The organism is Nocardiopsis oceani (assembly GCF_054777395.1).
In genome coordinates this window covers 53,062-75,370 of record NZ_BAAHAR010000032.1, presented here as the reverse complement: position 1 = coordinate 75,370, position 22,309 = coordinate 53,062, and the positions used below count along the sequence as shown (strand labels likewise).

Genomic DNA, 22,309 nt, shown 5'->3' with positions numbered 1-22,309 from the left:
CCGGGGAGGTAGGCGATAGGGGTTTCAGGACCTTGGTCGCCGATTCGGTACCCGAGACGGTACGGGTCCGGCCGGGCCTGAGTACCCGGGGCGGTGCGCGGCGGCGGAGTTGTCCACAGAAGAGAACCCGGGGCTGGTGCGTGTGCACCAACCCCGGGTTGACTGGTTGTACCGGGGGCCCTCAGGACTCGCCCGCCCCGTGCTGCCCGGAACCCGCTTCCCCGGATCCGGCCCCAGTTCCGGCACCGGACCCTGTTTCACCAGCCCCGGCGCCGGCACCTCCGGCCCCAACACGGGTCTTGGCCTCGGTCACAGCCGAAGCCAAGACCCGTGCGGGGCGCGTGCCTCAGGGCCTGACCCCGGCAACCAACCGCAAGGAGTAACCGGAAGACCGTCTACTGGGTCTCGGCCGGGAGGCTCCACGGCAGGGATTCCCACAGCTCTTCCCACTCTTCGGCGTCCACCGGGTCCTCGATCTCGACGGTGCCGTCCTCGGGCAGGTCGGCCGCGTCGATCGCCTGCTGGGCCTCGTCCATCGAGTTGGAGACGGTCTCGTTGGCTTCCTGGACCAGATCACCGATCAGGTGGGAGACCTCGGCGAGTACGTCCTCGACCTCGCTGCGCTCCAGCCCGAAACTCCGGGCGCAGTCGTTGGTGGCGGCGACCTTGTCGTTCTCGTTGCCGTAGTACCAGACGGTGGCCAGAAGGCGGTCGCGGTCGGCGTCGCCCAGGCCGTCCTGGGCCAGCGCCCTCTCGACGAACTTCGTGCTGGTCGGCGTCATCTGCTCGTGGTTCAGGTCGGTCTGACCGGAGCCGAAGTCGACGAAGTGCTCGGTCAGGCAGGTCTTGACCTCGCGGGAGGAGAGACCGTCGGGCAGGTCGGCCTCGACCGGCGGCTCGACCTCCTCGGGGGCGTCCTCAGCCGGGGTCTCCTCCTCCGGGGCGTCCTCAACGGGAGCCTCGTCGGTCGGGGTCTCCTCCTCCGGAGCGTCCTCGGCCGGAGCGTCGTCACCGGGGGCCTCTTCGTCGACGCCCTCGCTGTCGACGACGTCCTCGTCCACCACGTCCTCGTCCGGAGCCTCGTCGGTGGCCTCCTCATCGACGGGAGCCTCGTCCACGGGCGTTTCCTCGACCAGGTCGGCGGGGTCCTCTACGGTGCCCTCGTCAGCCCCCTCATCAACGCCTTCGTCCTCGGTGCCGTCCTCGACCGCGTCGGCGTCATCCTCTTCGGTGGCCGGGTCGTCCGTCTCTTCGGCGTCCTCGGAGCCCTCGGTGTCTTCGGAGCCCTCAGCCTCGTCGCCCTCGGCTTCCTCCTCGCCCTCTGGGCCGTCAGCCTCCGCGTCCTCTGAGTCCTCCGCGCCTTCGGAGTCCGCTTCGGCCTCGTCGGCCCCGTCGGTGCCCTCGGCGTCCCCGGCCCCGTCTGTCTCCTCGGCTTCGGCTTCTTCGGCTTCAGGGGCCTCGTCAGCCGCGACCTCCGCGGAGACGGACTCGGCCATCTTCAGCAGCTCGCCGTCCTCCCACCGATCTGGTTGGAGGTGGGTGGCTATCGCTACGCCCGGTCTCTCCAGCCAGAAGAGATCGCCGGTCTCCGCGGACAGGTAGGCCCCGTCCTCGAAGGCCTCGTTCCCGTCCAGCTCCTCCAGCGATCCGTCCGCCAGGTGGCTGTAGCGCCCCGCGCGCAGATCGTCGAGGTCCTGGAGGCTGTCCGAGCGCAGCACTGCGATGCGCCCGTAGAGCTGGTCGGGACCCTGCACCCACGAAATCTGGGACTGGCTGTTGCCCTGACGATCCGTCGTGGACGAGGCGTTGACGCCGTAGTGCTCCAGGCCGGGCGGCAGGTAGGTCAGCTCGTAGCCGTCGAGGCTGTAAGTGCTCACACCCTGCCTGACCACCGGCCAGTCGAACGCCTCTGTGTCCTTGTCGTCCGCGGCCGCGGGCCCGGCGAGACCGGTCAGTCCCGACGTGGAGATCGCGGCCGCGCTGAAGAGCGCGACCCACCTCGTGTGGTGCTTGCGCATGAGAGTTCCTTCCCATCGACTACTCATAGTGATTATTCCAGGGCACTCCGTAATTATCGAGAGGACTAGCAGTCAAATATCGGACATGAAGTAATCAAATACTTACATAGGGTGAGATTTGACTGGGTTGACTTACGCGGCCGCGGGTCGCGAGCGGGTGGAGTCCCTGCGCAGGGTCACAGGTGTGTCACCAGTCGTATTCACCCTGAGGTGGCAGTCGACCAGACCACGCGTACTTGGGAGGCACTGTGTATTACCGCATCGGATTCGTCGTCGGAGTCGTAACACTCTCGTTCACCGTCGTCCCGAGCCCCGCGCTCGCGTCGCCGGGCTCGCCGGCAGCGGCGCCCGGGCAGGCAGCAGCCCCGGCCCAACAGCCGTTGTCCCAGCAGTCGTCGCAGCAGCCGTCATCCCAGCAGCAACCATCCGAGCGGCCTCTGATCGCCGTCGCCCACCGAGGGGCCTCCGGCTACGCCCCGGAGAACACCCTCGCCGCCATCGATGAGGCCCACCGGCTCGGCGCGGAGACCGTGGAAGTGGATGTCCAGCTCACCGGGGACGAAGAGCTCGTCCTGATGCACGACACCACCCTCGACCGCACCACCGACGTCGCCGAGGTCTTCCCCGACCGGGAGTCCTACGACGTCGGCGACTTCACCCTGGCGGAGATCCGCCAGCTCGACGCCGGTTCCTTCTTCGGTGACGAGTACGCCGATGAGCCCGTCCCGCTCCTCGGGGAGGCCCTGGACCGCCTCGAGGCACACGACCAGAACCTGCTCCTGGAGGTCAAGGAGCCGGAGCTCTACCCGGGCATCGAACACCAGATCGCCGTCGAGGTCGCCCGCCGCCCGCACTGGCTGGTTCCCAACCCGCCAGACGAACCCCGCAGACTCGTCGTCCAGAGCTTCGACTGGGAATCCACGGAGGTCTCCAAGGGTCTGCTGCCCTCAGTGCCGCACGCACTGCTCGGCCGTGTCCCCGAGGAGCAGATCGCCGATTTCGACTGGGCACACATGATCAACCCGAACCACACCACCATCGACGCCGACTACGTCAGCGAGGTCCACGGCGCGGGGCTGGAGATCATGCCGTACACGATCAACGACCCCGCGGTGATGCGGGACGTCCTCGACATGGGGGTGGACGGCTTCATCACCGACTTCCCCGACGTCGGCCAGGAGGCCATTGAGGAGTTCCTCGGCGACGCGGATCCGGCGCTCGCCCGGGACCAGTCCGCTCAGGAGCAAGCGGCCCAGGATTAAGCAGCCGGGCCCCGACGGGGTGAATTCGCGTAGGCCCAATGGGATGATCAGTCCCGAATCGACCCGAATCCCGCCCGCTGGCGGGCGGGCCACCCACACGGGGTCCGCCCGCCACCGGGTCCGGCCAGGAAGCGGAGACACACGTGAGTGACCGGCTGCCCATTCCCAGGGAACACGTCGACTGGCGCACGAAGGGCCTGTGGTGGCCTGGGGAGCCCGTCACCCTCGACGAGTTCGCCGCCCGCAAGGACCACCTGTTCACCGGCCCGTTCACCTGGCCCCTGATGGTCCTGCGGGCCTCGGCCCTGGACCGCAACATCGCCGCCCTGGCCGGCTTCACCGAACGGCACCGGTTGCTGTTCGCCCCGCACGGCAAGACAGCCATGTCGCCGGTGCTCACACAGCGCCAGCTCGACGCGGGCGCCTGGGGGATCACGGCGGCCACCGCCAACCAGGTTCTGGACTTCCGCCGGTTCGGGGTGGGTCGGATCCTGCTCGCCAACGAGCTCCTCGACCCGAAGGTCCTGCGCTGGGTGGCGGCCGAGCAGAACGCCGACCCCGACTTCGAGTTCCTGTTCTACGTGGACTCCCCGGAGGGCGTGGCCGTCGCCGCCGAGGCCGCACAGGAAGCCCGAGCCCAGTCCGTCAGGGCGGCCGAAGCGGGGGAGAGCGGTCCGGGGCGCCCGCTGCGGGTGATGGTGGAACGCGGCACCCCTGGTGGCCGTACCGGCTGCCGGACGCGGGAGCGGCTCCTCGCGGTGGCGCGCGAAGTCGTGCGGGCGCCCGGACTGGAACTGGCGGGGGTCGCCGGGTACGAGGGCTCGCTGAGCGACGGGGAAGGGGTCCGGGGCTTCCTGGACGACCTCCTCGGCGACGCCGCCGCGCTCAAGGCCGAATTCACCGCTGAGCAGGGCTTGGCGCGCCCCGTGCTGTCCGTGGGCGGCAGCGCCTGGTTCGACCTCGTCGCGGAAGTGCTGGGCGGCCGTGAGGACGTACTGCCGATCCTGCGCAGTGGGGCCTACGTCGCCCACGACGACGGCCTGTACAAGCGGACGACGCCGTTCAACCGGATGCCGACCGACCGGATGGCGGCGGGCGAGGAACGGCAGGACAGCGGTGCGCCCGGGAACCAGGACGGGCTGGTCGGCGCACTGGAGCTGTGGGCGCAGGTGACCTCCACCCCGGAGGAGGGGCTGGCGATCGCCGGGATGGGCCGCCGCGAGGCCAACTACGACCAGGGGTTCCCGATCCCCCGGACGGTGCGCCGGGGCGACGGGGACACGGTCCCGGCGACGGGGGTCGAGGTCACCAACCTCAACGACCACCACGCCTACCTGCGTGTCCCGGAGGGGTTGGGTGTACGCCCCGGCGACCTGCTCTCCTTCGGGATCTCGCACCCGTGCACGGCCTTCGACCGCTGGCAGGTCATCCCGGTCGTGGACGACGGGGACCGCGTGGTCGAGGCGATCGCGACCTACTTCTAGCGGTCAGTACCCCCAACCCCCTACGCCCGGGCGGGTGTGCCAGGGGCGGGGGCCGTCCAGGGGCCGGTACTCCACGCCCGCGGCGCCGAGGCGGTCGAGGTGCGTGCGCAGTCGGGGTTCGAACTCCCCGAAGTCGCGGTCCCCTGCCGTCCACGCCTTCTCGGCGAAGGCGGACAGCCGGGGGAAGGCCATGTAGTCCAGCTTCCGCTGGGTGTCGATGTGCTCGCTCCACAGGTTGACCTGGGCGCCCAGGACGTGTTGCCGCTCCTCCTCGGTGAGGTCGGCGGGGACCGGCTCGCCCTCGTAGACGTCCTCCACGCGGAGCAGGGAGCCCACCGGGACGGGTTCGTCCGGGCTCTCGGACTGCTTGTAGTCCAGGTAGGAGGTGGCGGTGGGGCTCATGACCACGTCGTGGCCGGCCCGGGCGGCGGCGATACCGCCCTCCTCCCCGCGCCAGGACATGACGGTGGCCCCAGCGGCCAGACCCCCCTCGAGGATTTCATCCCAGCCGACGAGGCGGCGGCCGCGCTTGGTGAGGTGGTCGTCCAGTTGGCGGATGAACCAGCTCTGGAGCCCGTCCTCGTCGGCCAGCCCTTCGTCCTTGATGCGCTGCTGGGCGGAGGCACTGTTCTTCCACTGGGTCTTGGGGCACTCGTCGCCGCCGACGTGGATGTAGGTGCTGGGGAACAGCTCCATGAGCTCGTCGAGGACGTTCTTGTAGAACTCCAGGACGTTGTCGGTGACCGCGAGGACCTCGTCGAAGATGCCCCACTGGGTACCGACCGGGATCCGGCCGCACTCGCCGAGTTCGGGGTAGGCGTGGATGGCCGCCTGGGAGTGGCCGGGTACGTCGATCTCGGGGACGACGGCGACATGGCGCGCGTCGGCGTAGGCGACGATCTCGCGGATGTCGTCCTGCGTGAGGAACCCGCCGTGCGGGCGGTTGTCGAACACCGGCGGCTTGGTGACGCCGAGCTGGCTCTCGGTGCGCCAGGAGGCATCCTCGGTGAGTTTGGGGTAGCGCCGGATCTCGACCCGCCAGCCCTGGTCGTCGGTCAGGTGCAGGTGCAGCACGTTGAGCTTGTGCAGCGCCAGCAGGTCGATGAACCGCAGGATCTCGCGCTTGGGCTGGAAGTGCCGGGCGATGTCGAGCATGGCGCCGCGCCAGCGGAACCGCGGGGCGTCGGTGACGCGGACGGTGGGAAGCCGCCATGCGGCGCCGCCCAGGGGTGCGTCGCGGTAGGCGTCGGGGGGTAGCAGCTGGCGCAGGGTCTGGGCGCCGTAGAACACGCCGGCCGGGTCATTGCCGACGATGATGGCGCCCTCGCCGTCGACGATCAGGCGGTAGCCCTCGCGCCCCAGGCCTGCGCTGGGGTCGACGCTCAGCCGGATCTGGGCGTCCTCCTCGTCGCCGGTGGCGAGCGGGAAACCGGTGGCCGTGCCGAGTTCGCGCTGAAGCCAGACGCGTGTGCCCTGAGCGGCGCGGTCGGAGGAGACACGGGTGGCGGGGGTGAGGGTGAGGCCGTCCGATCCGTCGGCTTCCACCTCTTGGGGGCGGGGGACCAACGAGGGCTGGGAGGTGTCAGGCACGGGTCACTGCTCCTATCCGGTCTAGACCAATGTTGGACATACTGTCACGCTCGGACGAAGAGGGACAGGCCGGTCGTCTATCGGTCTTTTCGGGCCTCCGGTTCGGGGATGCCCGATATCCGGTGGTGATCCGTGGGGTGCTTGGGCCTCCATGGAAAGTGGGAGGTCCCGCGTGAGAGGGCGGGGTCGAAATGGGGCCGGGTTGCAGTCACCGGTTGCCTAAAAAGTCCGTTTTAGCCACTTTCCGTATTCTTTGCGTGGCGATCAGTGATCTTGGGCGTCTTCGGGAAATACCAGGGGTTGTGTGGTTCGAAGGGATCAGCGGACAAGCCGGCCTCAGCCGGATCACCCGGGGCGGAAACGCCACTGAGGGCCTCACGGATCGGTTGGTCAGCGCCGAACGTGAGGCGGGGTTCCATGAGCGTGACATGTCGTCGTTCGAACGCGAACGCATCGACTTGGAGCACCGGGTGAACCGGATGGAAGCCGAGCTCGAGTCCCTGCGCAGAAGAAGACTGGAAGCCTACTCACGCTGGTGGAACGCCCGTGATGACCGGGATCGGGCCCGCCACGTCTGTCGCAAGCTCCGCCGCAAGATCGACCGAGTACGCCGACGACGGAACGACATATGACCGGAGCTGCTCTCAAGCACCGGACCCGGAGGAACGTGGTCCGCCCCGCAGGGGCGGGCCACGTTCTTGTTCCGGGCCAGGGCTGTGCCCTCCATGGGGCCTGGATCGCCCTTCCGGGGGCTTGGGTTGCTACCTGGGCCCCTGGATGCGGGAGGTGACAGGGCTCAGCTCCTCCTCCACGCTGCGGGCGGCGTCGCGCAGCGCCGCCAGGGTCACCTGGACTGCGGGGCGCCGCAGGGTGGCTGGGCGCAGGACCGCGTAGACGTGCCGTTCCGGCGAGGCGGGCAGCTGCCGGTACACCAGGCCCGCGGGGGCGCCCACCATGGCCAGCGCGGGAACCGCCGCGATCCCGATCCCCCTGGACACCAGGCTCAGGATCGTCCCCAGCCCCTCGAACTCCCACGCCGCCGCGGGCAGCCCGCCCACCTCCGCGAAGAGTCTCTCGATGCCGTAGCGCGAACGCTCGCCCTCCGGTGCCACGATCCAGGACTCGCCCAGGAGCTGTTCCAAGGCCAGCGGGGCCTCCGGGTCTGCCAGCCGGTGGTCCTCGGGAACGGCCAGGACCATCGGGTCCCGCAGCAGGTGCACGTGGCGAAGGGTGCTCTCCGGCCCCCGTCCCGGGTGCTGGCCGCTCCAGTCGTCGACCAGCGCGATGTCGACCTCACGTGAGCGCACCTTCTGCGTTCCGGTCGCCAGCAGCGTCTGTCGCAGCACCAGTTGCATGCCCTCGTGGCGCCGCAGGGGAGGGGCCAGCAGCGGCGCGAACGCCACGGCGGCAGTTGGGAAGGCTGTGACGGTCACCACACCGAGCGCGATGTCGGACTGCTCCGCGAGCACCGACTCCGTTGCCTCGACCAGGGCCAGGATCTCCTCGGCCTGATTGACCAGGAGTTGGCCGGCGTCGGTCAGTTCGGCGCCTCTCGGGGACCGGTCGAGGAGCGCGACCCCCGTCTCCTGTTCGAGTCTGGCGAGTTGTTGGGACACCGCGGAAGGCGTGTAACCCAGGGCGTTCGCGGTGGCGGCGATGGTGCCGCGGGCGCTGAACTCGCGGAGGAGTTGGAGGCGGTGTAGATCGAGCATAAGGACATCTTATGCTCACCATCGAAAAGACTCGCTTGTACTGATGATGCATCGCGGGCAGTGTTGTAGGTGAAAGGCCGCCATCTGGACAGAGGACCAGATCAGAAGGCGTCCAAGCGCCGTACGACAAGCCGGAGATGAGTCATCCATGACCGTCACTGTGTCCGCCACTCTCGCCGTCAACGAAGCCCTCAACGACAAGCGCCGCCAGGGGGTGCGCGTGCTGCCGCTCGGTTTCGGTGAGGCAGGTCTGCCGGTGCACCCGGTCATGCGGGACCAGCTCTCCGCCGGCAACGGCGCCAACGCCTACGGCCCCGTCGCCGGTTCCAAGCCTCTCCGCGAGGAGGTCGCCGGCTACTGGGGACGCCGCGGTCTACCCACCGACCCCGAGATGGTCATCGCCGGCCCCGGCAGCAAGCCCCTCCTTTACAGCCTTCTTCTCGAGATCGGCGGCGACACCGCCATCGCGGCACCCAGCTGGGTCAGCTACGCCGCACAGAGCCGTCTGGTGGGCCAGCGGCCCATCATGGTGCCCACCGCCACCGGCCAGGGCGGCGTACCCCAGCCGGACCTGCTGCACGCCGCCGTCAGCGATGCCCGGGAACAGGGCCGCACCGTCAACGCCGTGGTCGTCACCGTCCCGGACAACCCGACCGGTACCGTCGCGGACGCCGAGACCGTCCGCCGGCTGGCCGAGGTCGCCCGCGAACTCGACCTGGTCATCATCTCCGACGAGATCTACCGCGACCTCGTCCACGTCGACGCCGCGGGGCAGGACCGAGCCGTAGTCCACAGCCCCGCCGAGTACGCGCCCGAGCGCACCGTCATCTCCACCGGCCTGAGCAAGAACCTGGCCCTGGGCGGCTGGCGGCTCGGGGTCCTGCGCCTCCCGGATTCCGAGATCGGCCACCGTCTGCGCGGCGGTCTGCTCGGCGTGGCCAGCGAGATCTGGTCCAGCCCGGCAGCCCCCGTCCAGGAGGCCGCGGCGCACGCCTTCGCCGAGCCGCTCGAGCTGGTCGACCACATCGACCGCAGCCGTCGCCTGCACGGCACCGTGGCCCGTGCCGTAGCAGACGTCTTCACCCGGGCCGGAGCCACGGTCGCCGACCCGCGTGCGGCCTTCTACCTCTACCCGGACTTCGAGCCGGTGCGCGAGCGGTTGGCCGCGCGGCACGGAGTGACCACCGGACCCGAGCTGACCGGCCTCCTCCTGGAGCGCTTCGGTATGGGCGTCCTGCCCGCGGTCGAGTTCGGCGAGAGCTCCCACGCCCTGCGCATGCGCGTGGCCACCAGCCTCCTCTACGGGGAGGGCGAGGACCGCCGCTACGCGGCGCTGTCCGCCCGGGACCCCTTGGCCCTTCCTTGGATCCGCGCCCACCTGGACCGGCTCACCGAGGTACTCGGAGCCCTGTTGGCCGAGGCGCCCAGCAAGGTCGTCTCCGGCCCCAAGGCGGTCGTGCAGCCGGTGCGCTGACACCGGTGGCCGGACCGGCCCCACAATCGTGCCCGCCCCGCAAAGGGGGCGAGGCGGGCACAGTCAACGGGACCCTCCCTATCTCTCCCAGGGAGGGTCCCGTTATGCGTGTGCCGTGCCCGCTCCAGGGCCCGCGCCGGCCCCAGCGCCCGTGCCCGCTCCAGGGCCCGCGCCGGCCCCGGAGCTCGCTCCGGTGCGCGTGTCCGCCCCGGAGTTCGCGTTCGAGGCCAGCTCGCGGCTGGGCGTGATGACCGCCCGGTAGTGATCCACCAGCTCGGCGTTGACCGACGCCCACGTCCGGTGTGCCACCGAAGGCCGGGCCCCGGCCGTCATCCGTGCCCGCACCTCGCGGTTGTGCGCCAACCGCCCCACAGCCACCCGCAGCTCCCGGACCGAGTCCGGCGCGTACAGGAGCCCGTTGCGCTCCGGAGCCACCAGGTCCACGGGCCCGCCCGCGGCGGGCGCCACCACCGGCACCCCTGAGGCCAGAGCCTCCTGGACCGTCTGGCAGAAGGTCTCGTCCGCACCCGTGTGCACGAACACGTCCAGGGCCGCGTACAGCCGCGACAGGTCCGCGCCGGTGCGCTGTCCGGTGAAGACGGCGCCCGGCAGGAGCCGCCGCAGCCGGGCGCGTTCGGGTCCGTCCCCGACCACCACCAGCCGCAGACCCGGGATCCTGGCCAGGTGCGCCAGCAGATCCACCCGCTTCTCCCGGGACAACCGGCCCACGTATCCCACGAGGGCTTCCCCGTTCGGGGCCAGCCGACGGCGCAGCTCTTCGGAGCGGTGCTCGGGGGAGAAGCGTGCCGTGTCCACCCCGCGCCGCCAGAGGTCGATCCGGGGGAAGCCCCGGTCCGACAGGGCGGCCAAGGTGGCGGAGGAGGGGGCCAGGGTGCGGTCCACCGCGGCGTGGGTCCGGCGCAGCAGAGTCCAGAGGGCCTCGGAGCCGGGCATGCGGTAGCGCTCGGCGAACCCGGGGAGGTCGGTCTGGAACACCGCCAGGGTCGGCAGGGCCCACCTGCGGGCGACGTCCACCGCCGCCGCGCCGAACAGTGCCGGGGAGGCCAGGTGGAGGACGTCGGGGGCGAAGGCGCGCAGGGCCGCCGTCATCGCCCGGCGGTAGGGCAGGCCGACCGGGAAGTCCCGGTAGACGGGCAGGGGGAGGGCGGGCATCCGCAGGACGGGGAAGCCCGCGTACGAGGTGGGACCGCGGCCGGGGGCCAGCAGCACGGCTTCGTGGCCCTCGGCCGCGAGGTGCTCGGCGACCCGGCACACGGAGTTGGTGACCCCGTTGACCTGTGGAAGGAAGGACTCGGTCACGATCGCCACGCGCAGGGGCGTTCGCCGGTCGTGGGACGGGGATGCGGGGGACATACGGGGAGCTCCCAACGCCGTGGTCTTGCCTTCTACGACGCTAGGCGTGCCGGGTGAACACGGACCGTGGCGTACGGGAACCGCGGCCGAAGCCGGAACGTGGGAGTGTCGAGTAGGTGGTGACGGTGTCTGTACGGTCAACTGACCACCGTGTGACCCACTGGTGGCTACCATCGCCAAAAATAGTTCTATGATTACGCTAAGGAGTCATGCGGTGACGCTCGTGGAATGGGCAGAGCTGGTGCGAACCGAGCTCGACCTCGCTGAAACCGACCCCCTCCAGAAGGGGGACGTCGACCGCATACTCGATTTGGCCCGTGATGCCGCTCACTCCGTGGCGCGTCCGGCCGCGCCGCTCACGACCTACCTGCTCGGGGTGGCTGTGGGGCAGGGTGCGGACCCGGAAACAGCGGCTGCGGTGCTCAGCAGGCTCTCGTTGGCACAGGTCGATAACCCGGAGGAGTAGCCCGAAATTGGGTACTCCGAATGGCGCGCGGACACGAAGAAATGCTCATGTGGAGGACACGTGATTCGTTCGTTACGCGTCAGTGCCATTCTTTGCCGATATCGCGCACCGACTACCAGTGCCAACGTGATCTCGATGGCGCTGGTTACCGCGTCACCGCCTAGGTTTCCTCGGCCCCACACACCCACCGAAAGGGAGATCCCCCGTGGACCAACTCCTTGAGATGGCTGAGATCGTCAGCGACATCATCTGGGGACCCTTCGTCCTCATTCCGTTGCTGCTCGGTGTCGGTGTCTACCTCACCGTCCGTCTCCGCGTCCTCCAACTGCTCCGGCTGCCGCACGCCCTGTGGCTGGCCCTGATCCGGCGCAAGGAGGACCCGTCCGTCGAGGGCGATATCTCGCACTACCAGGCGCTGAGTACCGCTCTCGCGGCCACCGTCGGTGTCGGCAACATCGCGGGCGCCGCCCTTGCCATCGGTATCGGTGGTCCGGGCGCGCTGTTCTGGATGTGGGTCATCGGCATCTTCGGAATGGCCACCAAGTACAGCGAAGCCCTCCTGGGGGTGAAGTACCGCCGCACCGACGCCAAGGGCGAACAGAGCGGCGGACCGATGTACTACCTCAAGCACGGGATCAAGGGCGGCCTCGGCACGGTCCTCGGAGTCTCGTTCGCGGTCTTCGGGGCCATCGCCGCCTTCGGTATCGGTAACGGTACCCAGGCCAATACCGTGGCCCAGCAGGTCAACAGTGTCACCGGCATCGAGCCGTGGATCGTCGGCATCGTCCTGATGGTTCTCGCCGGAGCCGTCATCCTCGGCGGAATCAAGAGCATCGGCCGTGTCGCCTCCGGCCTGGTGCCGATCATGATCATCGGCTACGTCGGCATCTGCCTGGTCGTGCTCGCAGCCAACTGGGATGCCCTGCTCCCCGCGTTCCAGCTGGTCTTCGTCAGCGCCTTCACCGGCACTTCCGCGACCGGCGGGTTCGTCGGTGCGGGCGTCATGCTCGCCATCCAGATGGGTTTCGCGCGCGGCATCTTCTCCAACGAGTCGGGACTGGGCACCGGCGGTATCGCCGCCGCCGCCGCGAAGACCAGGCAGCCGGTGCGGCAGGCCATGGTGTCCATGACCCAGACCTTCATCGACACCATCATCGTGGTCAGCATGACGTGTCTGGTCATCATCGTCACCGGTGCTTGGCAGGTGGCAGAACCCGAGGACGGCTCGCTGCTCACCTCCCAGGCTATGACCGAGGGCCTGGGTGCCATCGGCCCCGGCGCCGCTGCCGCCGGCGCCTACATCGTCGCCCTGTCCGTCGCGGTGTTCGCCTTCAGCACCCTGCTCGGCTGGGCGTACTACGGCGAGCGCTGTGTGGAGTTCCTGGGCGGCCGCACGCTCGTGCTGCCTTACCGCCTGGTGTTCATCGCGATCATCTTCGTCGGTTCGGTCGCCAGCCTGGACTCGGTGTGGCTGTTCAGTGACATCGCCAACGGTCTGATGGCCCTGCCCAACCTGATCGGTCTGGTCATCCTGGCCCCGGTCATCGTGGCCGAGACCAAGAAGTTCTTCGGCCATCCGGACTGGCGCAACCCGGACGCCGTCATGGAAGACGTCCGGGGGTAGCCCCTTCTCCGGACGGACGACCAGGGGGACCGGCCATGTCCGGTCCCCCTTTCGATGCTCAGGTGTCGGCTACCACCAGGCTGGCTGTGCCGGCTACCACCAGAGGTGGAAATGGTGCACGGGGCCCTGGCCGCTTCCGGCGTCGACCTCCTCGGCCCGCCGCAGGGCCTCGGTCAGGTAGGCCTTGGCGTCGGCGACCGCGGCCCGGGTGTCCGGGGACTGCGGGATCAGGGCGGCGATCGAGGAGGACAGGGTGCAGCCGGTGCCGTGGGTGTTGTGGGTGTCCACCCGGGGGGCGCGGAACTCCACCGGCTCCGACACCCCGTCGACCAGCAGGTCCACGCTCTCCGCACCCGGCAGGTGACCGCCCTTGAGCAGGACCCGGCGCGGACCCAGTTCGAGCAGGCGCTCGGCCTGGTCGCGCATCTGCTTCAGACTGGAGGCCTCGGACTCGCCAAGCAGGTCGGCGGCCTCGGGCAGGTTCGGGGTGATCAGATCGGCGCGCGGCAGCAGCTCGGTGCGCAGCGCTTCGGTCGCGGAGCTCTCCAGCAGCCGGTCGCCGCTCTTGGCCACCATCACCGGGTCCACGACCACGTTGGGCAGCCGGTAGCGGTCCACTGCGGCCGCGACCGCCTCGGTGACCTCCGAGGTACCCAGCATGCCCACCTTGACCGCGTGCACGGTCGCGTCAGTGAACAGGGTGTCCATCTGGTCGGTGACGAAGGACGCGGGGACACCGTGCACCCCGGTGACCCCGCGTGTGGACTGGGCGGTCAACGCCGTCACCACGCTCATCCCGAAGACCCCGTGGGCGGAGAAGGACTTCAGGTCCGCCTGGATGCCCGCGCCCCCGCTGGGGTCGCTTCCGGCGATCGACACGACATTGAATGCGCTCATGATCTGGCGTTCCTTCGCTAGTGCGAACTAGGGCAGGTTCGACGGGTGTGCTCTCAGCCGGGAGAACTCTCTCCGGCACCCCGCGCCGCCGGGGCCTCGCGACCCCGGCACCGTATGCGTCTGTGGTGGTTCCGACTCTAGTGGACCGTCAAGTTCCCGCGCTCAGCGAGGGCCTCCTGCTGGGCGTGCTTGCGCCGCTCCCAGATGATCATGCCGACGACGACAACGAAGCCGGCCGCCGCGAAGGCGGCCGTGGCCGGGACGTCGGTCATCGGCTGGATGTCGCGCTGGTCGTCCTGCCAGGGCCACAGGGCGCGCAGGGAACCCGCCATGAGCCCGGTCAGCACCACGAGGGTGATGTGGTGGTGGTTCTCCAGTAGGAACTGGAGGAGCTTCACGAACAGGGCCAGTCCCGTGATCATGCCGAGGACGAACACGGTGATGTACGGGATGTCGGCGCTGCGCAGGGCGGCCATGGTGGGCTCGTACAGGCCCAGGGTCAGGAGGATGAAAGAGCCAGACAGGCCCGGCAGGACCAGGGCGCAGATGGCCACGGCGGCGGCGAAGAACACGATCACCGGGTGAGTGGGCAGGTTGGCGCCCGGCAGGCCGGTGAGGAAGAAGGCGAGTGCGGCGAAGGTGAGGGCGACGAGGTAGTGCCAGGGCTGCCAGCGCTTGCCCGCCCCCGTGTAGGGGATGTAGAGGCAGGCCAGGACCAGTCCGAAGAACAGGGCGTAGGCGTACTGGTCGTAGACCTCGACCAGCGGGGCGAGGAAGATCGCGGCCAGGATGAGGGCCACACCCATGCCGATCAGCGCTGGCAGGAGAACCGTCCAGTCGACCAGCCGGAACTGCTCCATGGCGCGTTCCTTGCCGCGGCCGCGCGGCACATCGGTCACGTACCGCTTGATGCCGCTGACCACGTGTCCGGCACCGCCGATCAGCTTGTCGTAGAGGCCGACCATCAGCGCGACCGTGCCTCCGCTGATGCCGGGCAGCGCCTCGGATGTGCCCACGGCCCCGCCGCGCACGAAGTTGAAGATGTAGGAGCCTGCTGACTTGGCCATGTTGTCGGGCGCGGGCCCGGGGAGTCCCGGGAGGGGGCGCCGTCCTCCGTCCTGATGGTGCCACCGGTTCCGTACTGGAGACCGGAGAGTCAAAGGGGTGCTGGTCCGCGCGGACCGTGCGGGCGGCCGCCGAAGGCTGCCGAGCCCGACGTCCGCGCGTAGGTTTGCCACCCGGCCGCGCCACGGGGGAGAAGGGGCGACGAGGCCCAGGGCCGGGCAGCGCCAAGTCTATCGTCGCCGGAGGGGAGGGAAGGCGGAAGAACGCACTGAGACCGCAGGTTTCGGTTGGACGCGTCGCGGAATCACCTGAGACCGAAAGGTCGGGTCGAGAGTGAGCCGGTCAGGTCGGGAGACGGGCCGGATTCAGTTCGGGAGTGAGTCGGACAAGGGATGGGCCGCGCTCCCGGAACCGTCCTTGGCCACCGACGAGGCCCACCGGTAGTCCTGCTTGCCCACCGCGGTGCGCCGCACCCGGTCCACGAAGTGCACGGTCCGGGGCACCTTGAAGCCGGCCAGCCGGACACGGCAGTGCGCCTGCAGCGCGTCCTCATCCGGGTGCGCGTCCTGGGCCAGCGACACCAGGGCCGTCACCCGCTGCCCGAGCCTCTCGTCCGGCGCGGGGACCACGATCACGTCCTCCACCCCGGGGTAGGCCTTGAGCACGGCCTCCACCTCTTCGGGGTAGACCTTCTCCCCGGCGGTGTTGATGACCACGCTGCCCCGGCCCAGCAGAACGATCGATCCGTCCTCCGCCCGGGTGCCGTAGTCCCCCGACAGCGCCCAGCGCCGACCCTCCTCGTCCGTGGGGAAGGTGCGCGCCGTCGTGATCGGGTCGTTGTAGTAGCCCAGGGGGATCCGCCCGGTCCGGGCGATGCGCCCGACCTCGACCGAGCCCGGGGGCAGCGGGCGCAGCGCGTCGTCGAGCACGGAGATGCTGCCGCCCATGGTGAAGCTCTGCCGGTCGGCGGAGACCGCGACGGTCACCTCTTCGTCGGGAACGGTCGCCGAACCGCACACACCGGTCTCCGAACCCCCGTAGGAGTCGGCGAGCGTGATGTCCTCGCGCCACGCACGCCACAGCCCGCGCACCGCGGGGGTCAGGGGGGTGCCTCCCGACCGCACCGAGGTGAGGTCCGGGCACAGCGACGGTTCGGTGAGCAGGTGCCGGGCCAGCGGGCGTGCCATCGCGTCGCCCACCAGCTGGAGGGCGTGCACGCCTTCGCGGTGCGCCAGCTCCAGCACCCGGCCCGGTTGGAAGCTGCGGTCGGTGGACAGCACCACGCGCTTGCCGCACAGCAGCATGCTCAGCGCGTTCCACTGCCCGGCGGCGTGCATCAGCGGTCCGAGCACCAGCATCCGCTGCGGGAAGCAGGCGGTCGCGCGCTCCGCCACCTCGCGGAGGCTGCCGGCGCGGGGAACGCCCGGGGCGCGCCGCTCCACGGCGGCGCGGAAGATGTCGGCCTGGCGCCACAGCACACCCTTGGGATAGCCGGTGGTGCCGCCGGTGTAGAGGAGGTAGTGGTCCTCGCCGCTGGTCTCGGGCAGTGCGACGTCGGAGCCGTCGGCGTCGTGTGCCGCCAGCGCCGCCTCGTAGTCCGTACCCGCCAGGGACGCGTCGCGCTCCGATCCGTCTTCGAGCAGCAGCACGTGCCGCAGCCGGGGCAGGTCCGTGCGGACCCCGGACACCGTCGCGGCCAGGGAGTCCTCGGCGATGAGTGCCACCGAGTGCGAGTCCGAGAGCACGTGTCCCAGCTCGCCCGCGACGTACCGGTAGTTGACGTTGACCGGTACCGCGCCGGCCCGCAGCACACCGACGAAGGACTCGACCCACTCGACGCGGTTGAAGGACAGGATCGCCACGTTCTCACCGGGGCGGATACCGACTCCGACCAGGTGCCGGGCCAGGCGCGTCGCCCGCTCGTCCAAGGCGCGGTAGGTGAGCCGACGGGGCCCGGCGACCAAGGCGGTCCGGTCGGGCACGGCTTCGGCCACCGCCGCCATGAGGCCGGCGAGGGAGAAGGGGGTGTCCGGTGACGCGTGACGGGGCACGTCTGGCCTCCCTGACGATCGAAAGACTGCCGTCCTCGGCGAGAACGCTCGCGGCGGCTGTGGCTGGTTAGGAGCGACCGTACCCGTCAGGAGCGGCCCCGATCGCGACTGGGGCTGTGGACCGCGTCACCTGCGTAATCACCCCGCGTCACCCTCGTGTGGGCGGGGTTGAACAGTGCCCGCTCAGGGCATGTGCGGGCCCTGATGACGCGCGGATTTCGGGCCCCGACATGTGGTGGTGACATCCGCCACCCCTTGTGTGCTCACCGGATCATCTGCTCAACTCCTTGGGGATCTCCGCCGTCGGGGCGCTACCGCGCCTCACGGTGGGTATCTACCGTCTGACATCGGTCAATGGTGATCGGAGCTGCTAGATGACCACCCAGAACCTGGGACAGCAGGACTCCGCCGGAAACCCCGGCGGCCAGGCACTCACCAGCGCGGACCACATCGCACTCGCGGAGTCGAGATCCGCACACAACTACTCACCCCTGCCCGTGGTGATCGCCGAAGGCCGTGGCGCCTGGGTGACCGACGTGGAGGGAAAGCGGTACCTCGACTGCCTCGCCGGGTACTCGGCGATGAACTTCGGCCACCACAACCCCGACCTCCTGGCGACCGCGCACGCCCAGCTCGACCGGGTGACGCTGACCAGCCGGGCCTTCTACAACGACCAGTTCGGCCCGTGGGTGAGCGCCCTCGCCGACATGGTCGGCAAACAGAAGGTCCTGCCGATGAACACCGGCGCGGAAGCGGTGGAGACCGGCATCAAGGTGGCCCGCAAATGGGGCTACGAAGTCAAGGGCGTCGCGGAGAACCAGGCGACCATCGTCGTGGCCGGCGCCAACTTCCACGGCCGGACCACGACCATCATCTCCTTCTCCTCCGACATGGAGGCGAAGACCGGTTTCGGCCCCTACACCCCGGGCTTCCGCTCGGTGGCCTACGGGGACGCGAAGGCCATCGAGGAGGCCATCGACCACACGACCGTGGCCGTGCTCATCGAACCGATTCAGGGCGAGGCCGGTGTGATCGTGCCGCCCGCGGACTACCTGCCCCGCGTCCGCGAGATCTGTGACGAGAACCAGGTGCTGTTCATCGCCGACGAGGTGCAGTCGGGCCTGGGGCGCACGGGCACCATCAGGGCCTGCGAGCACACCGGGGTCGTGCCGGACGCCTACCTGTTCGGCAAGGCGCTGGGCGGCGGGATCATGCCCGTTTCGGCGATGGTCGCCGACGAGGACGTCCTCGGCGTCATCCAGCCCGGCCAGCACGGCAGTACCTTCGGCGGTAACCCGCTCGCCGGGGCGGTGGGGCACACGGTCGTCCGGATGCTGACCGAGGGCCCCTACTTGGAGAACGCCCGGAAGCTGGGGGAGGTCCTGCGCCGCAGGCTCGACGAGTTCGTCGGCGAAGGGGTGGTGTCGGCGCGCAGCATCGGCCTGTGGGCGGGGGTGGACGTCGACCCCGGACTCGCTTCCGGCAAGGAACTGTGCAAGCGCCTCGCCGAACGCGGGGTCCTGGTCAAGGACACGCACGGGTCGACCGTGCGGATGTCGCCGCCGCTCATCATCAGCGAGGAGGACCTCAACTGGGGACTGGACCGCTTCGGCGAGGTCCTCGCGGAACTGCGGTCCGAGCAGCCGTGACGCGTAGGGGATGAGGCGCAGCAGATGAGGCGCTTCGTCCCTGTGCGGGAAGGCGGGTGCCCCGCCTCGGAGGGATCCGGGGCGGGGCACCCCAGCGTCGGGCGGGATGCTTCAGGCCCGTGCGTGTTCGATCCCGAGCAACCGTTCCAGTGCTTGACCGCCGGCGGGCGTGACGACGACCGCCCGGCTGCTTCTCGCCGGTCGCACCCACAGGCGCTCGTGGAAGACGGCGGCGATGTGTGCGCCAACGGCACCGGCGAGGTGAACGCGTCGTTCAGTCCAGTCGACACAGGCCCGAGTGGCTGGACGACGACCCGGTGCGAACGGGGCTCCCAGGTCCTCGCTGAGCCACGTCATACCTTCGTCCGTGAGCGCCAGCGATTCCGCGACGAGCACGCGCTGTTGGACGAGTGCATCGGTGATGGTGACACCGAGTGCGCCGGCCAAATGGTCGTAGCAGGTCCGCGCGCGGGCGAGCTGTGTATTGACCGAGGCCTCCCGAAGGCCGCGCACGGGCGCTGTCGGCTGGTTTCCGAGGGCGGCGACGGATTCCACTACTTCGGCGATACGCGTTCCCGCCAATTGGACGTAGCGGTGGCGCCCTTGCCGGTGTTCGACCAGCAGACCCGAATCGACCAGGCGGTTCAGGTGCCCTGTAGCCGTCGACGGCGCGACACCGGTGTGGCGCGCGAGCTCCCGTGCCGTCCAGGCCCGACCGTCCATGAGCGCAACCAGGATGCGGGCGCGTGTCCCGTCCGCGAGGGCGGCCGCGACCGAGACGAGGTTCTCCGCTGTCACGAGGCCAAGTGTAGGACGATCACGGTTCGGCGTTCACCGAACTGAAGCGGGCCGATGATGGCCGCATGGGAATCCTCGATGACCCGCGGTTCGCGGTTCCGTCCGTGCCTTACTCGACCGGAGGAATCGCGTGGCTGCGCGCCCACGTTGCACGCTTCTCCGAAGGCGCCGACCACGAGCGTCGGCGCGCGCTGGCCCTCACACTGCTTCACGGGGTCGAGCCCGGATCGCTGCGTCGACCAGGTCACCCGGTGGCGACTCTCGCTGAGGCACTGGGACTACCTCGCGAGGTCGCCGGTGATGTCGACATCGTCGCGGAGGGATACCAGCCACACGATCCCGCGCCACCGGAGGCCGACGCGGCCGTCGCACGTCTCGTCGCGGCGGCCGGCGGCGACTGGGATGAGCTGACCGCGGCCCGGATCGGACTGCTGGTGCAGGCATGTGCCGCGACGCGGTCGCTCATCGCGGGCAACGAACCGCCCGTCCCGGTCACGCGCCGCGTTGCGCCCTCCGGTGAGGAAGTCATCGTTCCTCTCGAAGAACAACCCTTTGGTGCGGGACGGCACGCGTGCCCCGGCCGCGAACACGCACTCAGCCTTGCTGACGGAGCCCTGTCGTTCAGGAAGCTCCATCATGCTGCCGAACCGCTCCTGCTCCCCAACGCCTGGGACTTCGCATCAGCCGCGACCTTCGTCCAGCAGGGTTTCCACGCGGTCGGTACGACCAGTCTCGGGCTTGCCGCTGCGCACGGGCTGCCTGACGCCACGGGGGCCACTTGTCAGGAGACCCTGGCCCTCGCGAGATCGTTGGTCCGCCTGTCAGTCCCGGTCAGCGTCGATGTCGAGGCCGGATTCGGGGCCGACCCTCGAGCGCTCGCGGCCGAGCTGACGACGATCGGCGTCGCCGGCGTCAACATCGAGGACGGGCGTGCCAAGGATCTTGCGGCGATCGAGCAGCAGTGCGCCCTGATTTCGGCCTTCAAGGACTCGGCACCCGAATTGTTCGTCAACGCCCGCGTCGATACGTACTGGCTCCAGGTGCACAAGGAGGAGACGAATCGACGGGCACAGGCCTACGTCGACGCGGGTGCCGACGGCGTCTTCGTCCCCGGCCTCCGCGAACCGGGCGTGATCGACGGCCTCGTCCGATCGCTCGGTGCAACGCCGCTCAACCTCCTGGCCGAGCTACCGTTCCAGCAATTGCGAGACCTCGGCGTCCGGCGGGTGAGCACCGGATCCCTCCTGTTCCGGACCGCGCTGACCCAGGCCGCGAACGCCGTGAACGCCTACCGCAGCGGGGTTGCCGCGCCCACGGCCATGCCGTACGAGGACGTCGAGGAAACGCGAAGGTCGGTCGGCTCCGAGCCGCCGACGGTGGACCCGCACCCCTTGACCTAGGAGTCGGCAGCGTCGTCGTCCTCGTCGCCGTCCTCGTCTTCGTCGTCGGTGTGCACCGGGTCCAGGGGGCCGCCGAGTTCGGTGGTGAGGACATCTTCGTTCGCGTTCTCCAGGATGTCCCTGGACGCGTACAGGACCCGATCCGGCCCCTCCTCGACCTGGAGGCGCACGCGCTCGGCGATCGAGTTCTGGCCCTCGGCGGTGGGGTGGAAGCTCGCACGGTCCACCTGCATGCCCTCGCCCAGCTCACCCAGGACGATCCCGTTCAACCAGGCGTCGTCCTCGGTGACCTCGTAGCCGCTCAGCGCGCTGAAGACGTTGACGTACTCCACGCTGCCGACCTGGCGGGAACCGTACACGTCGCCGTCCACGGTGTAGGCGGTGTCCCGGATCCGGTCGTTGAAGCGCTCGCCGACCGTGTTCAGCCACTCCTGGTCGCTCGGGGACAGGGTGTAGTACATGCTCGACGGTTCCTCGGGGAACAGCCTCGGGTACCCCAGGACCAGGATGCGGGCGTTCGGACCGCGCTCGCGGATCTCGGTGAGCACCTCGGTGAGGGTCTCGTCGAACTCCTCCATCTTCTCGGTGACCTCGTCTTCCTGGTCCGTGCAGCCGGTCCGCTCCAGGAGCGGCATCCGCACGATGCAGGTGCGCAGGACGGGGATGAACCCGAGGTCGTTGCCGCCGATGCCGATCGTCACCAGGGACGTGTGCTCCGTGACGCGCTCGATCTGGGACTCGGGGGTGCCGATCTGTTCGAGCATCTGCGCGCCCCGGTGGGCACTGCACGCGTAGAAGGCCAGCGCACCCTCGAAGGAGAACTCCTCCTCGATGAGGTGGGCGTAGGCGTTGTCCGAGCGCCAGCACTCGCCGGGCTCCGCGGTGCCCTCCTCGTACTCGCCCGCGCCGTCCCCGGAGGAGTAGGAGTCGCCGAGGGCCACGTAGTTGCCCCACAGGGCGGCTTCCTCCGGCTCCATGCGGACCCGCCAGTCCACCTCCTCTTCCTCCGTGACCGGCGGCAGGGGTTCAGTGGGGCACACACCGCCGGTGACGTCGCACCACAGGCGCAGCAGCCCGTCGCGGGTGGTGGGCACGGACAGGGTGACCACCAGGACCAGAACGAGGACGGACGCGGTGACCAGGGTGATCCGCGCACGGCGGCGCCGTTTGGGCGCCTTGCCCTTGGCAGCGGGCTCGGAATTGGACTCGGACTCGGGGCCGTCGGACTCGGGGTTGCCTGCTCCGCCGTCGGAGCCGGACCGGTCGGATGCTGATCCGGGTCCGGATTCCGGGTCGTCGGACTCGGGGGTGTCGGGGTCCGGGTCGGCGGGGTCGTGCTTGAGTCCGAACCAGCCGCGGCGGACCTTTCCGCCGCGCTTCTTCGAGGGAGCAGGGCCTTCGGGGGTTTCCTCGGGCTCCGGGGGCTCACCGTCACGCGCTGACAC

General features: G+C 69.7%; 17 protein-coding genes and 1 riboswitch. Of the genes, 8 read left to right on the top strand and 9 right to left on the bottom strand.

Annotated features, from left to right (window positions below):
• Window positions 1–395: 395 nt before the first annotated feature.
• Entirely contained in the window at window positions 396–2,018 is a 1,623-nt protein-coding gene (locus ACYVDG_RS19965; RefSeq protein ID WP_460755216.1) for a hypothetical protein, read from the bottom strand.
• Window positions 2,019–2,254: 236 nt separating this feature from the next.
• On the opposite strand from ACYVDG_RS19965, the gene ACYVDG_RS19960 reads away from it, so the two are divergent.
• Both ACYVDG_RS19960 and ACYVDG_RS19955 read left to right on the top strand, forming a co-directional pair.
• Window positions 2,255–3,280 carry a glycerophosphodiester phosphodiesterase gene (locus ACYVDG_RS19960; RefSeq protein WP_460755213.1) on the top strand — a complete coding sequence of 342 codons (1,026 nt, stop codon included), beginning with the start codon at window positions 2,255–2,257 and terminating at the stop codon, window positions 3,278–3,280.
• A 143-nt stretch (window positions 3,281–3,423) separates the two neighbouring features.
• A complete protein-coding gene (locus ACYVDG_RS19955) occupies window positions 3,424–4,764 on the top strand; it encodes an alanine racemase (RefSeq protein WP_460755209.1) in 1,341 nt (446 codons plus the stop codon).
• 3 nt (window positions 4,765–4,767) lie between these two features.
• Here the strand turns inward: ACYVDG_RS19955 and ACYVDG_RS19950 are convergent, their stop codons facing one another.
• Window positions 4,768–6,354 carry a beta-N-acetylhexosaminidase gene (locus tag ACYVDG_RS19950; RefSeq protein ID WP_460755206.1) on the bottom strand — a complete coding sequence of 529 codons (1,587 nt, stop codon included), beginning with the start codon at window positions 6,352–6,354 and terminating at the stop codon, window positions 4,768–4,770.
• Window positions 6,355–6,656: 302 nt separating this feature from the next.
• On the opposite strand from ACYVDG_RS19950, the gene ACYVDG_RS19945 reads away from it, so the two are divergent.
• Window positions 6,657–6,986 (top strand): hypothetical protein, encoded by a 330-nt coding sequence (locus ACYVDG_RS19945; RefSeq protein WP_460755203.1) that lies wholly within the window; start codon window positions 6,657–6,659, stop codon window positions 6,984–6,986.
• A gap of 129 nt (window positions 6,987–7,115) precedes the next feature.
• On the opposite strand, the gene ACYVDG_RS19940 is transcribed toward ACYVDG_RS19945, so the two are convergent.
• Window positions 7,116–8,066, bottom strand: a complete 951-nt coding sequence (locus ACYVDG_RS19940; protein ID WP_460755200.1) for a LysR family transcriptional regulator — start codon at window positions 8,064–8,066, stop codon at window positions 7,116–7,118.
• 148 nt (window positions 8,067–8,214) lie between these two features.
• Between ACYVDG_RS19940 and ACYVDG_RS19935 the strand changes: the two genes are divergently transcribed.
• Window positions 8,215–9,540 (top strand): pyridoxal phosphate-dependent aminotransferase, encoded by a 1,326-nt coding sequence (locus tag ACYVDG_RS19935; protein WP_460755196.1) that lies wholly within the window; start codon window positions 8,215–8,217, stop codon window positions 9,538–9,540.
• A 102-nt stretch (window positions 9,541–9,642) separates the two neighbouring features.
• Here the strand turns inward: ACYVDG_RS19935 and ACYVDG_RS19930 are convergent, their stop codons facing one another.
• Window positions 9,643–10,914, bottom strand: a complete 1,272-nt coding sequence (locus tag ACYVDG_RS19930; protein ID WP_460755192.1) for a glycosyltransferase family 4 protein — start codon at window positions 10,912–10,914, stop codon at window positions 9,643–9,645.
• 214 nt (window positions 10,915–11,128) lie between these two features.
• Here ACYVDG_RS19930 and ACYVDG_RS19925 point away from each other — a divergent pair, with 214 nt between their 5' ends.
• Both ACYVDG_RS19925 and ACYVDG_RS19920 read left to right on the top strand, forming a co-directional pair.
• Window positions 11,129–11,380: a DUF6457 domain-containing protein gene (locus tag ACYVDG_RS19925; RefSeq protein WP_460755189.1), complete on the top strand. Its 252-nt coding sequence runs from the start codon at window positions 11,129–11,131 to the stop codon at window positions 11,378–11,380.
• Between the two features lie 205 nt (window positions 11,381–11,585).
• Window positions 11,586–13,004 (top strand): alanine/glycine:cation symporter family protein, encoded by a 1,419-nt coding sequence (locus ACYVDG_RS19920; protein ID WP_460755186.1) that lies wholly within the window; start codon window positions 11,586–11,588, stop codon window positions 13,002–13,004.
• Window positions 13,005–13,097: 93 nt separating this feature from the next.
• Here the strand turns inward: ACYVDG_RS19920 and thiD are convergent, their stop codons facing one another.
• The 3 genes from thiD to ACYVDG_RS19905 form a co-directional block, all read right to left on the bottom strand.
• On the bottom strand, window positions 13,098–13,901 hold the full coding sequence (gene thiD, locus ACYVDG_RS19915; protein WP_460755183.1) for a bifunctional hydroxymethylpyrimidine kinase/phosphomethylpyrimidine kinase: 804 nt from the start codon (window positions 13,899–13,901) through the stop codon (window positions 13,098–13,100).
• Window positions 13,894–13,994, bottom strand: a riboswitch (TPP riboswitch). It overlaps the preceding gene by 8 nt.
• Before the next feature lie 44 nt (window positions 13,995–14,038).
• A complete protein-coding gene (locus tag ACYVDG_RS19910; protein ID WP_460755180.1) occupies window positions 14,039–14,968 on the bottom strand; it encodes a DUF368 domain-containing protein in 930 nt (309 codons plus the stop codon).
• A gap of 363 nt (window positions 14,969–15,331) precedes the next feature.
• Window positions 15,332–17,017 (bottom strand): acyl-CoA synthetase, encoded by a 1,686-nt coding sequence (locus tag ACYVDG_RS19905; protein WP_460755176.1) that lies wholly within the window; start codon window positions 17,015–17,017, stop codon window positions 15,332–15,334.
• A 374-nt stretch (window positions 17,018–17,391) separates the two neighbouring features.
• Here ACYVDG_RS19905 and rocD point away from each other — a divergent pair, with 374 nt between their 5' ends.
• Window positions 17,392–18,666: an ornithine--oxo-acid transaminase gene (gene rocD, locus ACYVDG_RS19900; protein ID WP_460755170.1), complete on the top strand. Its 1,275-nt coding sequence runs from the start codon at window positions 17,392–17,394 to the stop codon at window positions 18,664–18,666.
• A gap of 111 nt (window positions 18,667–18,777) precedes the next feature.
• Here rocD and ACYVDG_RS19895 read toward each other — a convergent pair whose 3' ends face one another.
• On the bottom strand, window positions 18,778–19,464 hold the full coding sequence (locus ACYVDG_RS19895; protein ID WP_460755167.1) for an ArsR/SmtB family transcription factor: 687 nt from the start codon (window positions 19,462–19,464) through the stop codon (window positions 18,778–18,780).
• 65 nt (window positions 19,465–19,529) lie between these two features.
• Here ACYVDG_RS19895 and ACYVDG_RS19890 point away from each other — a divergent pair, with 65 nt between their 5' ends.
• Window positions 19,530–20,864 (top strand): isocitrate lyase/PEP mutase family protein, encoded by a 1,335-nt coding sequence (locus tag ACYVDG_RS19890; RefSeq protein WP_460755164.1) that lies wholly within the window; start codon window positions 19,530–19,532, stop codon window positions 20,862–20,864.
• Here the strand turns inward: ACYVDG_RS19890 and ACYVDG_RS19885 are convergent.
• Window positions 20,861–22,309 carry an SGNH/GDSL hydrolase family protein gene (locus ACYVDG_RS19885; RefSeq protein WP_460755160.1) on the bottom strand — a complete coding sequence of 483 codons (1,449 nt, stop codon included), beginning with the start codon at window positions 22,307–22,309 and terminating at the stop codon, window positions 20,861–20,863. The two genes, ACYVDG_RS19890 and ACYVDG_RS19885, sit on opposite strands and share 4 nt — an antisense overlap.